General features: G+C 60.6%; 11 protein-coding genes and 2 pseudogenes. 3 read left to right on the forward strand and 10 right to left on the reverse strand.

From position 1 onward, the window contains the following. Nucleotides 1-6: 6 nt before the first annotated feature. From IPM54_11065 to IPM54_11080, 4 genes and pseudogenes are all read right to left on the reverse strand, one after another. Entirely contained in the window at nucleotides 7-1,290 is a 1,284-nt protein-coding gene (locus IPM54_11065; protein MBK9260363.1) for a bifunctional folylpolyglutamate synthase/dihydrofolate synthase, read from the reverse strand. Next, nucleotides 1,287-2,162 carry an acetyl-CoA carboxylase carboxyltransferase subunit beta gene (locus IPM54_11070; protein ID MBK9260364.1) on the reverse strand — a complete coding sequence of 292 codons (876 nt, stop codon included), beginning with the start codon at nucleotides 2,160-2,162 and terminating at the stop codon, nucleotides 1,287-1,289. Before IPM54_11070 ends, IPM54_11065 begins: the two co-directional genes overlap by 4 nt. 2 nt (nucleotides 2,163-2,164) lie before the next feature. After that, entirely contained in the window at nucleotides 2,165-2,827 is a 663-nt protein-coding gene (locus IPM54_11075; GenBank protein MBK9260365.1) for a CoA transferase subunit B, read from the reverse strand. Between the two features lie 9 nt (nucleotides 2,828-2,836). Beyond that, nucleotides 2,837-3,597, reverse strand: a pseudogene (locus IPM54_11080) (CoA transferase subunit A). Nucleotides 3,598-3,698: 101 nt separating this feature from the next. Between IPM54_11080 and IPM54_11085 the strand changes: the two are divergent. Then, complete coding sequence (locus tag IPM54_11085; GenBank protein MBK9260366.1) at nucleotides 3,699-4,898, forward strand: penicillin-insensitive murein endopeptidase; 1,200 nt, start codon at nucleotides 3,699-3,701, stop codon at nucleotides 4,896-4,898. A gap of 17 nt (nucleotides 4,899-4,915) precedes the next feature. Beyond that, a complete protein-coding gene (locus IPM54_11090; protein MBK9260367.1) occupies nucleotides 4,916-5,485 on the forward strand; it encodes a hypothetical protein in 570 nt (189 codons plus the stop codon). Nucleotides 5,486-5,488: 3 nt separating this feature from the next. Here the strand turns inward: IPM54_11090 and IPM54_11095 are convergent, their stop codons facing one another. The 4 genes and pseudogenes from IPM54_11095 to IPM54_11110 form a co-directional block, all read right to left on the reverse strand. Then, nucleotides 5,489-6,139, reverse strand: coding sequence for a methyltransferase domain-containing protein (locus tag IPM54_11095; GenBank protein ID MBK9260368.1), 651 nt, complete (start codon nucleotides 6,137-6,139; stop codon nucleotides 5,489-5,491). 30 nt (nucleotides 6,140-6,169) lie between these two features. After that, nucleotides 6,170-9,135, reverse strand: a pseudogene (locus IPM54_11100) (DEAD/DEAH box helicase). A 95-nt stretch (nucleotides 9,136-9,230) separates the two neighbouring features. Next, entirely contained in the window at nucleotides 9,231-10,895 is a 1,665-nt protein-coding gene (locus tag IPM54_11105) for a serine/threonine protein kinase (GenBank protein ID MBK9260369.1), read from the reverse strand. Nucleotides 10,896-11,037: 142 nt separating this feature from the next. Beyond that, entirely contained in the window at nucleotides 11,038-11,433 is a 396-nt protein-coding gene (locus IPM54_11110) for a chorismate mutase (GenBank protein ID MBK9260370.1), read from the reverse strand. A 93-nt stretch (nucleotides 11,434-11,526) separates the two neighbouring features. Between IPM54_11110 and IPM54_11115 the strand changes: the two genes are divergently transcribed. Next, a complete protein-coding gene (locus IPM54_11115) occupies nucleotides 11,527-13,947 on the forward strand; it encodes a U32 family peptidase (protein MBK9260371.1) in 2,421 nt (806 codons plus the stop codon). A gap of 4 nt (nucleotides 13,948-13,951) precedes the next feature. Here the strand turns inward: IPM54_11115 and IPM54_11120 are convergent, their stop codons facing one another. Both IPM54_11120 and IPM54_11125 read right to left on the reverse strand, forming a co-directional pair. Next, complete coding sequence (locus tag IPM54_11120) at nucleotides 13,952-14,293, reverse strand: helix-turn-helix transcriptional regulator (protein MBK9260372.1); 342 nt, start codon at nucleotides 14,291-14,293, stop codon at nucleotides 13,952-13,954. 369 nt (nucleotides 14,294-14,662) lie between these two features. Continuing rightward, nucleotides 14,663-14,998 (reverse strand): helix-turn-helix transcriptional regulator, encoded by a 336-nt coding sequence (locus IPM54_11125; GenBank protein MBK9260373.1) that lies wholly within the window; start codon nucleotides 14,996-14,998, stop codon nucleotides 14,663-14,665. Nucleotides 14,999-15,018 lie beyond the last annotated feature (20 nt).

Raw genomic sequence — 15,018 nt, forward strand, 5'->3', positions numbered from 1 at the left:
CAAATTCTATAGCGCCACGATCGGATCGCATTCGAGCCCCAAAAGCTCGGCTCGCACTTCTCCCACCAAAAAAATCGACCCCGCCACGAGCACCAAATCCCCTGCCCTCGCCATTTCAAGCGCTCGGCCTATCGCCGCACGCGGATCACTCACGACCTCCCCCGGATGCCGCTCCGCCATTTCCGATAGCGGCGCCGGCGCTCGCCCCTTCGGCGCTGCATACACGCGACGATTCGCAAGCGGACCCAGCATGTCCAACATCGTCGTCCATGCCTTGTCTCCAAGCGCCCCAAACAAAAGCACAATTTTGTCCGGCAAAAAGCCCCGAGCACGCACGTGCGCCGCGAGCGCTGCGACCCCATCTGGATTGTGCGCACAATCGAGCAGCACTTGCTTACCGTCTCGATCGATCCTTTCGAGTCTGCCAGGCCAACGCGTCAGCGACAAACCCTTGTCGATCGCCGGCCCAATCTGCGGAAACGACATCGCCGCAAATTCGGACAAACCCGCCGCAACCGCCGCATTTGCCGCTTGATGTGCTCCCTCGAGCGACAACGCACTTTGCACACGACGGCCCGATGGCAGGACGATTTCCACAGAATCCGCCGCCATTGCGACGCTGATTTCACGCCCCACAGACGCGACGGGCGATGCGCCCACGTTCGTCGCTACTTCGAGCGCCGCGGCCTGCGCTTCGGAGCCAAGCGGCCCGAGCACCACGGGCACGCCCATTTTAAAAATGCCCGCTTTTTCCCGCGCAATGTCGGCAAGCGACGACCCGAGAATCGACACGTGATCGAATGCAATCGACGTAATCGCCGTCGCAAGCGGCCGCGGCACGACGTTCGTCGCATCGAGACGCCCACCGAGCCCAACCTCCAGCACGCCGACATCGACACGCGCAAGTTTGAACGTGACAAACGCTGCCAACGTCAAAATTTCAAAAAAAGTACCATTTTCAGGGGCTGCCGCCGTCGCCTTTTCGAGCGCCTCGGCAAACATGTCGTCGTCCGAAGGCTCGCCATCGATGCGCACGCGCTCCGCCAATCGACAGAGATGCGGCGACGTATAAAGCCCCGTACGCAAGCCTGCCGCTCGCAGGATCGACTCGACCATGGCACTCGTCGAGCCCTTGCCGTTCGTCCCCGCAATGTGAATGAACGGAATGGAAAGGTGAGGATCGCCCAATTTGGCCAGCGCCTCGTGCATGCGGTCCAGACCGAGCACCATGCCGAATCGAGCCCGCTGTGGTAGCGATTCGAGAAAGGGCAAAAGGCGCGCGGAGGTCATCGCCGTGGAGAAGAACCGCGCTCCCGCCGAAGCTGCGTACCATTACGCAAATGTTCGAGGAGCAACGCAATCGATTGCTTCATCTCGAGGCGTGAAACGATGAGATCGACCATTCCATGCTCGAGCAAAAACTCGGCCCGCTGAAATCCAGGCGGAAGGGTTTGTCGTATCGTGTTTTCAATGACGCGTGGTCCGGCAAAACCAATGAGCGCCTTGGGCTCGGCGATATTGACATCCCCCAAAAATGCGAAACTTGCCGCGACACCCCCCGTCGTCGGGTGCAAAAGCACGGAGATGAATGGAAGTTTTCGCTGGCGAAACCTTTCGAGCGCCGAGACGCTCTTCGCCATTTGCATCAGCGACAAAATGCCCTCTTGCATGCGCGCGCCCCCGGACGCGGACAGGAGCACCACGGGCAATTCTTCATCGGCCGCTCGTTCGAAAAGACGCGTGATCTTTTCCCCCACGACCGATCCCATGCTGCCGCCCATGAAGGCGAAAACGAATGCACCGTACGCAATGGGGCGATCGTCGAGTCGCGCTCGACCCATCTCGATCGCTTCACGGACGCCGGTTTTCCTCTGCGAAATCGCGATGCGTTCCTTGTACGCGCGTCCATCGCTGAAGTGTAATGGGTCGCAAGGTTCGAGGTGTTCGTCCCAAGGCTCGAGCTCACCGTCGTCGCATAACAATCGCCGAAAACCCGATGCATCGAGCTTGTGATGGTGGCCGCACCGCGGACAAACCTCGAAATTCGCTTCGAGATCGTCCGCGGTGATCGTTTCCGCGCAACCTTCACAACGCCGAAATACACCCGCGCCAATCGTGCGTTTTTCGTGCGCGCCCGGCGACGTCTTCCCCGGCCAATTCATCGTCACCCGCCGAGATCGATTTCTTTGACGTCGTGCGGTATCAGCAGCGATGGCTGGGTCTTTCCCTGCACCTCACGCGCACTCACGCCCGGCGCAAGCTCGCGCAAAATGAGCCCCTCGCCCGTCACGTCGATGACCGCGAGATCCGTGATGATCCTATGCACCACGCGACGCCCCGTGAGCGGCAACGCGCATTCTCGCAAAATCTTCGGCGCACCATTTTTGGCCGCATGATCCATGATGACGACCACACGCCTGGCCGATGCGACGAGGTCCATCGCACCACCCATGCCCTTGACCATCTTGCCCGGAACCATCCAATTGGCAAGGTCCCCATTTTCGGACACTTCGAGCGCCCCGAGAATGGCCAAATCAATGTGGCCTCCTCGAATCATCTCGAAGCTCTCGGCGCTCGAAAACGTGGCTGCACCCGGCGTCATCGTCACCGTTTCTTTGCCGGCATTGATGAGGTCGGCGTCTTCCGAACCTTCGTCGGGCCACGGCCCGATTCCAAGCAGCCCGTTTTCACTCTGCAATACGACATTCATTCCCGCAGGAATGTAGTTCGCCACGAGCGTGGGCATACCAATGCCGAGGTTGACGTAGTATCCGTCCCGAAGCTCGGCTGCCGCGCGGCGTGCAATCTGCTCTCGCGAAAGGCCCATGATGACTCCTTATACCGCCCCGGCAGGCTTTCGAACCGTCCGACGCTCGATACGTTTTTCGTACTTCTCGCCCTTGATCAAGCGATGCACGTAGATGCCCGGCGTGTGAATCGTGTCCGGATCGAGCTGTCCGATTTCAACGATCTCTTCGACCTCGGCAATCGTGATTTTGGCCGCCGTGGCCATCATTGGATTGAAGTTTCGCGCCGTGCGACGATATATGAGATTGCCGCTCTTGTCCGCCTTCCACGCCTTCACGATGGCATAATCACCGCGAATGGCAGGTTCCAGGACGTAATCGCGACCATCGAACGAGCGGATTTCCTTCTTGTCGGAATACTTTTGACCGAGCCGTCCGGATTGTAGAGCACGGGCAAACCGCCTTCGCTGATGGCCGTGTGCGCCCCGGTCGGCGTATAAAACGCCGGAATGCCCGCGCCACCGGCACGAATGCGTTCGGCCAGCGTTCCTTGCGGCGTGAGCTCCACTTCGAGCTCACCGGTCAGGTACTGCCGCTCGAACTCTTTGTTCTCGCCGACGTACGACGAGATCATCTTTCGGATTTGCTTGTTCCTGAGCAAAATGCCCAGGCCGAAGTCGTCGACGCCGCAGTTGTTCGACACGACCACGAGGTTCTTGGTGCCGAGCTCCCGCAACGCCGCGATGCAATTCTCGGGGATGCCGCACAGGCCAAACCCCCCGGCAAGGATCGTCGCGCCATCGGGGATGTCCCGACATGCATCGAGCGCGCTCTGGTAAACCTTGTTCATACGCGCCGAGTGCTACCAGAGCCGAGGGCAGGTAGCCAGAGCGAATCATGATCGGTCGCGAAACTTGGCCCCACCGAACCGAGGGGCGTATGTCCCGATTCGTGCGAAGCCCCCTTCGATTTCTCGCCCTCACCTTCACTCTGGCGCTCTGCAGCGTGCCCTTTCAGCCGGCAGAAGCAGCCCCCAAAGCAGCCACGTCGCGAGCGAGCGCTCCGAAGCCGCAAAGCACCCAGCGACGCGCAAAAGCCGAAGCATCGACGGCAGCGCGCCCAGGACGCACGGCAAAGGCCTCGGCACCCAAGGCGACCATACCTGCACCGCCGCCCGTGCGATCCGATTCGGTCGGGCCTCCGAACGAAGGACGCCTCGAAGGCGGCATTCGTCTGGATCTGTCGAAGCCGTACCTTCGTGGCATATCGACGCACCAAGCTCGCGATACGCGCTGGGGATTGCCCGCGCTCGTACACGCGATCGAGAACGCAGCCAAAGCCGTCGCGAAGAAGTATCCGGGCGCGGTGCTCGGCGTCGGCGACTTGTCACGACGCGGCGGCGGCGAGCTTGCGCGACATCATTCGCACGAGAGCGGTCGTGATGCCGACGTCGGTTTCTACCTCGTCGATGCGCGGGGAAAACCTCTGGCGCGGCCGTCGTTCGTGAAGATCGACGACAAGCTCGCGGCCGAAGGCATCCCCGGCGCTCGTTTCGATGTCGCAAAAAACTGGCTATTTTTGCAGAATTTGCTGCTCGATCGCAAAGCGCGCGTCAGTCACGTGTTCGTCGCGGAACCGATCAAACACGCGCTGCTTGCGCATGCGCGATCGCGTGGCGTGTCGCGTGCGGTCTACGTGCGCGCGGCGATCGCGATGATGCAACCGACGGGAGGACTGCCGCACGACGATCATTTTCACGTGCGGATCTCGTGCCCGTCATCGATGAAGAAGACGTGCGTGGAGTACGCCAAGGGTGCTCCGAGCAAAGCGCGGGTCGCGAAAAAGGGCAAACAGCGGGCGGCGATGCGCACGCCTCCACGACGCGTTGCGACCACGCCCAAGCCGACTCGAGCGCACACGCCTCGACCCCAAGCTGCTGCGACGGACAAGCCCGCGGGCATTTTCTTGTCACGCGCCGCAAAAGCAGATGCGGATCCCGAAGTTCCACCATCTTTGTGGGCGCTCGCCGATGCATTGAGCGGAGACAGCGACCATCCACCGGCTCGGGACGGCAAAGCTGAAACAGAAAGCGACCCCGTCGACGTGAACGAAGAGCTCGACGATAGCGGCGCCGCGCCCATCACGCGGTAAGATGGGCACGTTGCCCCATGCCCACTTCGCTTATCAAACACTACATTCCATTTCCCCTCGCCCTCGCTGCAGTATCCGTCATTCTTGCCGGTTGCAGCGAAGACCCACCTCCTCTGACCGCTTGTGACCATGCCGATACGGGCAAGGCGACGCCCGTGGAAATCGTCATCCGCAGTGGCGCCACGACACCTCGGCATTACGCCACGAAGTGCGATTCCCCATTTCGCGTCCTTTCGCCGACGTTTGGTTACGCTCCGGCAAACCCGTCGGTATTGCTCTGCAACACGGCCCCAGCAAGCTGCGATTCGACATGCATGGACGTAGGCCTGATGCCGCTCGAGCCCGGCGGGTCGAAGTCATTCACGTGGGATGGCGTCGTGTACGTTTCGGTGGATGCGGCGCAAGAGGGGTGTCCCGCAGCCAATGCAGGCGCTTCGTGCTTTTCCAATTGCGTGCGCCGGCAAGATGGCGACGCAGGCGAATACAAGCTGACCGTGCGCGTGTACGAAGAAGACCTGACGCTCACGGAATACGAAACGAAATTCGAGTATCCCACGCAAACGAAGGTCGAAGTGGACATTCCTTGACGTTCATTGCAATCGCGTGCTGCGGTACATGGCAACATCCGGAAAATGCGGCGCTTCGAGCTCGAGCCACGAACACGGAGGCAGCGGCAAGTCCACACAGCAGACTCGAATCGTCCGAGCACGCGCAATGGCTTCGAGTCGACCGAGCATTCTGACGAGGCGCTGCCCACTGAATGGGCAATAGAGGAAAAACACCGTGCCCAGGACAAACTCGCTGGCAAGCTCCACGGCGTCGCCTTGCACGAACGAAACACGCGATAATCGAAGGCGCGTCGCAAGCTCGTGCGCACGAGCGACGAGCCCCGGCTGAATTTCGATTCCAATGGCCGACGCGCCCGTCAGAAGGTGCATCAATGCCGCAGCTCGCCCCACGCCCGCACCGATGTCGACGAATACATCGTGCGGACCGATGCGTGCATGTTTTGCCGTGCGCAAGAGCGCATCGACCGAGCACGGGAGGTACGGCACGCATCCACTCGGCAGCGCGGGGCCATCTTCCGGAAGCGTGCCCAGATTGAATACCTCGTCGATCCACGCATCACGGTCGAGCGGCGGCACGTTTGAAAGCGCCTCGGAAAACCACGATGCAGCGCTTTCACCACGCTCGATGCGTTCACGAGCGTGTTTGGCGTTTTCGAGGAGGTGGGTGTTCACGGATGCTCATTACGGGCGAAGCCTTGAAGCTCACGAAAACAGCGCCATCAAATCCTCGCGCGTGATGCTCGTCGCGCGACCCGCTTCGCCGAGCGCCGCATCTGCAATCGCCCGCTTCTTCTCCTGCAATGTCAAAATCCGCTCCTCCACCGTGTCTTTCGCGACGAGACGATAAACGAACACGGGTTTGTCCTGACCAATACGATGCGTACGATCCGCCGCTTGATCCTCGACGGCCGGATTCCACCAAGGATCCAGCAAGAACACGTGATCAGCCGCCGTCAAATTCAAGCCTACGCCGCCCGCTTTGAGCGACAAGAGCATCACGGACGGGCCACCTTCCGCTTGGAATGCATTCACCACGGAGCCGCGATCCGTCGTCGACCCATCGAGCCTGTTCCACGTAATGCCCGCCGCCGCCAAATGAGGCTCGACCAAATCCAAGAGCGATGTCCATTGCGAAAATACGAGCGCCTTGTGGCCGTCGGCCGCCGCATCGGAAAGCGCCTCCACGAGCGCCTCGATTTTGGACGACCCCGACGCCTTTTGTCCAGGCACGAGCGCCGCATGACAACAGGCTTGCCGCATGCGAAGCAATGCCTCGAGCGCCAGAATCACGTTGCCGCCCTCGGACAAACGTTTCACCACTTCGGGGAGCGTCGCCGCTCGGACCGTATCGTAGACGGCTCGCTCGTTTTCATCGAGCTCCACCGTGAGCACGCGCTCGGTTCGCGGCGGCAATTCGGGCGCCACTTCGCGTTTCATGCGCCGCAACACGAACGGGCGAATCTTGTCGCGCAAACGCCGCGATGCATCCAAATCGCCGCCTTCGATGGGAAGAGCATATCGCTCGCGAAAATCGCTTCGCCCGCCGAGCAGCCCGCGGTTGGCAAAATGCATTTGGCTCCAAAGTTCGTCCAGACGATTCTCGACGGGCGTACCGCTCAGCGACAACTTGAAATGACCGCGCAACGTAAACGCCGCCTTCGATACTTGACTGTCGGGATTTTTGATGGCTTGCGCCTCGTCCAGCACGATGGCATCCCATTCGATGTTCGATAAAATGTCCACATCCATACGCAGCATCGAATACGTCGTCAGCGTGACGTCGACCGAAGCATCGAGCGATCGTTTTGGCCCGTGGTACATCTGCGTCGACAAATTTGGCCGGAATTTGCGAATTTCCGCTTCCCAATTGAAGAGCACCGTTTTGGGACAAATGACCAGGGTTCGCCCGCGAATCGCGCACAGTGCCTGAAGGGTTTTACCAAGACCCATGTCATCGGCCAAATGCATCCAAGGCCCGTGTCACGCACGAACGACAACCAATCCACGCCGCGGCTTTGGTACGGACGCAGCGTCGCCTGAAGCCCCTCGGGCAAGGGAGATTCGGGTATTCCGGCAAAACCATCGAGCAGCGGGAGAAGCATCGATAGCCCGGGCGGCTTGGGAGCATCGATTTCGTCACACAGTTTCGCGAGCGTCGGAAGCAAGGCCGGCGGAATCGAGTGATCGTCGGTCTCCGCGCGCGCGGCCAATAGATCCGCCACGCGTTCACCGTACTTGTCGAGCCAATCCGAAGGCAATGGCGCATAACCTCCACCTTCGAGCGGCACGATGTCGAGACCATCTTTCCAGGCGCGAATGACGGCATCCCCCAAGGCTCGACGCGGCTCGCCTCCATCGCCTTCCTCGGGCGCACAATCGAACGTGACGTCGAACGAATTGCCCTGCACGTCGAACCGCGGCACGAGCTCCCGATGCCCGAACATTTCTTCGAATGTTTCGCCCTGTTCGCCGGCCCGAAAATCTTTCAATTTTTGGACGAAACGCAGCGCCGCGTCCCCATCGAAATGCACGCGCCGCCCGAAAACCATATTGAGCTCGTCGCGCAATTTTGCCGCAAGCTTACGTTCTTCGGCTTCGTCGCGCATGGGCACGGGCCCCTGCACGTGCACGAGCATGTTACCATCCACACGCGCTTCGACCGGACGCCCGTACACGAGCCTCGGCAATACGGAGAGCGCATGTTTGTCCTGGGACAACTCCATTTCGATGCGCGGGCGACTTTTCTTGCCCACGCCGGGCAGCCGCTTCGTCACGACCGACAAATGCGTTTGCTTTTCGAGGTCCGGCAATATCTTCGTCACGAACTGCCCGAGCTGCTCGCGACCGACCAATCGTTCGAGCGGCAGCCTTTCCCATTGTTCGCCAGGTAACGTCGTATCGCCAAGCGGCCGCAGGACGTTTCCGCATCGAGCCACCCCGCGCGCAATCACCGCATCGACGGACGGGTCTTTTTCGACACGCACCTGCACGCCCTGTTCTTTGCCATCTTGCACGATGGTCGTCGGACGCACGATTTCCTTGCAAACGGCAATGGGTTTGCCATCGAGAAAAATGGTCTTCGTCGTCTCGAGAAGCCCAAAGAGCTCACGAATGCGACCCGTAGGAACGACGTTCCCCTTCCACGTCGTCATCATGCGATCGATCGTGAGGTCTTCGTGGGTGGGCAAAAAAGGCAAATCACCTTTGGTCACGCGCGTCGTGAGCGACCCTCGAAATGGCTGTTCGGGACCATCGGACGACAAGATCACGCGATCGAGGAACAAAGTTCCGGCTTTTTTGGTGAATTTATAACCGAGCTTGGCAGGAGCTTCCTTGGGCGGCTTGTCCTCGGCCGCTGCTTTTGCCGTGCTCGTCCTCTTTTTCTGCTTCACCGGCGCAGCTATTGGGTTTTGCGCCACGAAAATCGCCGCCGCCGCAACATGCTGGCAAGGATCGAATCGCCCACCACAGTCGCACCCCCATTCGCCATCGTCCAAGAACAGCACGACCGTCGGTGCAACGACGACCCCCGGGACACGAATCCGCAAGGTGACTTCCGATGGCAACTCTTCTTCGACAACCACCGCGCCATCACGGGCAAGATTTACTCCCTCGGCATAAAGACCCGGCAGACAAGCTTTGCGAACAGTATCGAGCAGCGGAATCATCGAACGACTGGGCTAGCACGAACGGCAGCGATTGTCCCGCATGGAATGGGACGTACTGTAGAGCACATATTTTTGATGTTGACGTCGAAAGGGAATTACCGCCCGAAGAAAAGGCGAACGCACGCCCACGACAAGGCCACGGTCGCGACGGCTGCTGCTGCCCACATGGGTCGTACGCCAAAAGACTCGAGCGCGCTGCTGGTCATGCGCGGGTAATACAATTCGGCAATGATGATCCCGAGCGAGAGCAGCATGACATACGCAGGCCAACGCAATCGTGCCCAAATATCCGTCCAATCCAGCGCGCGTTGCGATTCTGGAAGGACCGATTCCGGGGCCGCCACCTCCTGTCGATATGGCCGAGTTTGCGCTTTTTCCACCGCTGGCATTCGCTGCGCGGCGGTTTTTGCGGTCAGGTCCACATCCACGAGCAATGGATCGACCGGTTGCGAACTGATACGCTCGTTCGGCGTCACGTTGACACGAGCTCGCGGCAGAGGGCTCGTGCGATCGGTCGGCACGACGTCGATCCGAGGCTGCGGCAATGAACTCGTGCGCTCGGTCGGCGTCACGTTGATTCGAGCAGGCAATGGGCTCGCACGCTCTTGCGGCGTCACGTTGATGCGAGCAGGCGGCAATGGACTCAAGCGCTCGTTTGGCGTCACGCGAATGGCATCGATGGGGAGCAATGCGGCTTCAGAAGGAGCGGAATTCGCGGCAAGCTGCGTCTCGGCCAAACTCCGCGACATGGGCGGCGGGGGAATGGATGCCGCCGAAGACAATACGGGCCGCATGGTTGTTTGAAATGACAAAGGCATTTCCAGCGCCGTTTCGAGCTCGGTCCAAAACGCTTCGATGGATTGTGTCCGCTCACGTGGATCCACCGCCAATGCATGCAAAAACGCCGCTTCCACGGCGTCGGGCACTTGCGCTCCCAAGGTGCGCGGAGTCGGTCGAAACGCCGGGTCGAGCGCAATGCCCATCATGGCTGCGACGTCGTCGTTTGCAATCGGTGGCTCTCCCGTCAGCGCTTCGACCATCGTCAATGCCATACCCCAAACGTCGGTCCACGGACCGGTTTGTCCAAATCGTTTGGGGAGCCATTGCTCGGGCGACGCATACCGCGGCGTGAACGCATCGAGCGCCGAGCTCGACGTCGATTGCCCCACGTGCAGCGATGCCGCGCTTTTCACCCGGGCAATGCCAAAATCCAAGATTCGCGCGCTCTCGCGCCCGTGCTGCCGAACGATGAATATGTTGTCGGGCTTGATGTCCCGATGAATGATCGCCACCTGCCCTGCCGACGTCGAGAGTGCATGAGCTTGCGCGAGCGCATGCGCGACCGGCTGAAGAAACGGCACGAGCGTTCGAATGCCGAAAGGGGCTTTCCCTTGTTTGTTACGACGATGAATGATCACGTCGAACGGTTCGCCCTCGAGCCACTCGAGCGCCAAAAACGGGACAAACCGCCCACCTTCGAGCGTGAGCGCGTCGACGTGAAGCGGGCGAACGACCGCGGGACTCGTCGAAGAAAGTCGAAACAACATCTCGCCCTCTTCGCGGAACCTTTCGAGAAATTGGTCCCGATCGGCCGGGGTCATCGTGTCCGGCACCTTCAAACACTTGAGCGCCACCGGCGCTCGAAATGCCGTGTGAAATGCCTGGTAAACGACCCCGAAACCGCCTTCGGCGACGACACGATCGATGCGGAAAAATCCGGCCTGAGTCGAACCTACGATGCCGAAGACATCCGAATCCACGGGCCGTACTCTAGCCGAGGACGCTTTGATGGGCGATACGAGATGTCGACATGCCGTGCTGTTTGTCAACGTGTCGCGCGGGTCGTCAGCGCACCTACGTCAGGACAAAAGCGAACCATTACCGTACCGACACGCGGATGCGTCAGTCCACGACGTCAAGATTATGACTATCCTCCAAAACCTGCCTGAAAACGGCCTCGACGAACCTCGCTGGAACGCCCAGGCGCTCGGCATACTCGCAGCGTTCTGCGATGAGCGCAGATTCGCGCGCTTCGTCGAAAAGGGGCAAACCGAGCGCTCGTTTCTTCGCAAAAAGGTCCAGCACGAGCGCTCGCCTTCGTGCAAGAAGCTCCACGATCGCGTGATCGATGTCGTCGATGGACGCACGCGAAGTCGCGACTTCGGCAGGTAGAGCAGCCATACGCCCAGGGTAGCCGACATGCGCCCTCTTCGCCTCGGTTTCGCGATACTTGCGATGGTTTCCGCTTCGCAGCGATAATCGTTCGACCTCGACAATCCGTTTTTCGGGCGTGGCCACGCGCGAGCCGGCGCGTTATACGGTGCGCTCATGCATCCCCCGAGCGTCCTGCGCCTCCCTGAAATTCTCGCGCCCGCCGGTGACGAAGCCGCCATGCGCGCCGCCGTATCCGCCGGGGCGGACGCCGTATATTTTGGACTCAAAGATTTCAACGCTCGAGCCCGCGCAAAAAATTTCGATGGCGAAGAGCTCGGGCAAACCATGAAGTTTTTGCACGATCACGGCGTGAAAGGGTACGTCACCCTGAACACGCTCGTGTTCGACGACGAGCTCGAAAGCGTCGAACAAGCCATCCGAACGTGCGCAAAAGCAGGCGTCGATGCCGTGATCGTCCAGGACTTTGCCGTTGCAAAAATGGCGAAAGCCATCGCGCCGCACTTGCCGATCCACGCATCGACACAGATGACGTGCACCGACGCGGGCGCCGTCGAAATGGCCCGCGAGCTCGGGGCCGAGCGCGTGATCCTCGCGCGCGAGTTGTCGATCCAAGACATCGAGGCCATCAAGCGCTCGACCGATATGGACGTCGAAGTGTTCGTTCACGGCGCGCTCTGCATCGCCTACTCCGGACAGTGTTTGACGAGCGAAGCGATCGGCGGGCGGAGCGCCAACCGCGGCGCATGCGCGCAAGCTTGCCGCCTGCCGTACGAGCTCGTCGTCGACGGAGAAACACGGGACCTCGGCGACCGGGCGTACCTGTTGTCCCCGCAGGATCTCGATGCGAGCGACGTCGTTGCGCGCCTCAGGGACATTGGCGTTGCGTCGATCAAAATCGAAGGACGCTTGAAAGGCCCCGACTACGTCGCCGCCACGACACGCCTTTACCGTGCGGCTCTTGCGAGCGATTCGCACGACGACGTGCCCACCTTGCGCGATGCTGCACAGCAAGCGTTTTCCCGCGGCGCAGGCCCCGGATTTCTCGCAGGCGTCGATCACCAACGACTCGTCGAAGGACGCGCGTGCGATCATCGCGGGCTGCTCGTCGGAAACCTCGAGAGCGTCGAGCGCATGCGCGGACGCGACTACTTGAAGCTGCGTTTGTCTCGGCCCATCAGCCGTGGCGACGGGCTGCTCGTCGAAGGCGGATACGCGGGCAAAGGCGAAGCGGGCGGCCGCGTGTGGACCATCCTTCGCGGCGGACAAGACGTTCCTCGTGCGGATGCCGAGGGCAGCGTCCTCGTGTGGTTCGGCCCCGACGCGAACGTTGGTCTCGCCGAACCCGGGCGAAACGTTTGGAGAACAAACGATCCGAGTCGCGAAAAGGCGACGCTTGCCGAAGCTGAACGATCGCCGCGGCGCACGCGTATCCACGTGCGTGTGAGCGGGCGCTTGGGCGAGATGCCACGGTTCGATGCGCGCACCGACGCGGGCCTTTCGTGTTCGGTCACAGGTGATGCGGCCGTGACCGAAGCGTCACGCGGCGCGCCGATCATCGATGTTCTACGAGACAAACTCGGGCGCCTTGGGGATACGCCGTTCGAACTGGGTGAGCTCGAGGTCGATCTTCCGAGCGGTGCGATGATTCCTCCGTCGTCGATCAATCGCGCTCGGCGCGCCATCGCCGCAGAGCTTGCAACGAACGCGACGCGAACGTTTGCTGTGACAAACATTTCGTGGCGAAAGCTCGTCGCGGAAGCCTCACCGCCCGATCGATCTCCGCCGCCTCGAGGTCTTTTCGTCTTGTGCCGGACGCTCGAACAAGCCGAAGCCGCGGTGGATGCCGGTGCGGACGGCGTGTATTTGGATTTTCTCGAGCTCGTGGGGACGGGGTCAGCCGTTCGAGCGCTTCGGGCGGCGCATCCAAACGTCGAGATTGGCGTAGCGCCTCCGCGAATTCGCAAGCCGGGTGAAGAAAAAATCGATCGGTATCTCGCGTCGCTCGAGCCGAACATCGTGCTCGTTCGAGGGCTCGGTGCGCTGCGGGACGGCGGGCCGACGAATGCGATGCGAATTGCCGACTTTTCGCTGAACGTGACGAATCGGCTGAGCGCGGCGGAAGTGCTTTCTCGGGGCGTTTCGGCGTTTACCCCGTCGTTCGATTTGGATGCCGAGCAGCTCGAAAGGCTGCTCGATTCGCCCTTCGGTCCATTTGCGGAAGTGGTGGTGCATCATCCCATGCCACTTTTTCACATGGAACATTGCGTCATTGCGGCACTGCTTTCATCCGGGAAGGATTATCGCGATTGCGGAAGGCCGTGCGAAAAACACAAAATATCATTGCGGGATCGAGCGGGGATGATTCACCCGGTCGAAGCGGACGTGGGTTGTCGCAACACGGTGTTTCACGCGGCGGCGCAAAGCGCGGCGAGTGTATTCGAGACGGCAAAACGATGCGGCACGAAGCGATTTCGCATCGAGCTCGTGCGTGAAAACGCAAAGGATGTCGAGCGGATTGTTACGACGTACCGTCGATTATGGGCGGGCGAGCTCGGCGTATCGGAAGCGATCCGCGCCCTCCGGACGGAGGGCGGTTATGGTGTCGTGAAGGGATCGCTGCGCGTTTTGCAGCCTTGACGCATTACTTCTTTGCGGCGGCGGCGACTTGCTGTTGAAGCTGGCGGCGGACTTTTTTGACGTCGGCGACCGACAGGTAACGCAGAAGCTCCGCGGCGTGTGCGCGTTCGTCTTCTTTGGAGAATGCGAGCAGATACATGGGGGGCACGCCGAAGCCCGTCGCCAAGCGCGCAATGGTGTGGATGGTAATGGCGGCGAGGCCATGTTCGACGCTGGAAAGGTGGCCCTTCGACAAGCCGCTCGCGTCGGCGAGCGCCCCGAGGGACAAACCTTGTTCACGGCGAAGATCGCGAATGCGACCGCCAACCTGGAGAGCGAATGCATCGGGAGTAGAACGTCGCGGCATGGTCGTGTCCTTTTCGGCTTTCTTTTTGGAGTGCCGATGGCCTCTTTCAATGGCCAAAGTGGTTTCGTTTTCGATTCGTTGACTCGCTGATCGTCGGGCCAATCTCGTGCAGTCCGTTGGCCCCGCGTCGATCACGAAAGCCAATATGCATCCAATTGGACGAACCGGCGAACGAAATCGTCATGGCGATCGGACATTGATTGTCCGATATGCATAAGCTACTCGCGCCCGCAAGGGAAAACGTTTATGCATGGGACATTGATTGTCCGACCCGTAGGCCGTTGATTTTCGGCGACAAAATAGTCGAACGCCGAATGGCTGGAGGGCCATTCGGCGTTCGTGAGAACAGAGCTTTGGTTTGCCGCTGGATCAGCGGCGCGCGCCGAGCTGCGCCTGAATTTGCCGGCGGAATTTGCGGACCTGCGCTTTGGGCAGATTACGAAGCAGCTCCGCCGTATGCGCTCGTTCGTCCTCTTCGGCGAACGTCAGCAAATACATCGGAGGCACCTCGAAGCCCTCGGCCAAGCGGCAAATCGTGTGAATCGTGATCGCGGCAAGGCCGTGCTCGACGCTCGAAAGATGGCCCTTGGAAAGTGCGCTGGCGTCGGCAAGCGCGCCGAGAGACATCCCTCGTTCACGACGAAGCTCGCGAATACGAGCGCCAACCTGAAGTGCAAACGGCTCGGGAGTGGAACGTCGCGGCATGGTGCTATCTTTCTCGGCTG

It is taken from the genome of Polyangiaceae bacterium (assembly GCA_016715885.1).
Lineage (GTDB): Bacteria > Myxococcota_A > Polyangia > Polyangiales > Polyangiaceae > Polyangium.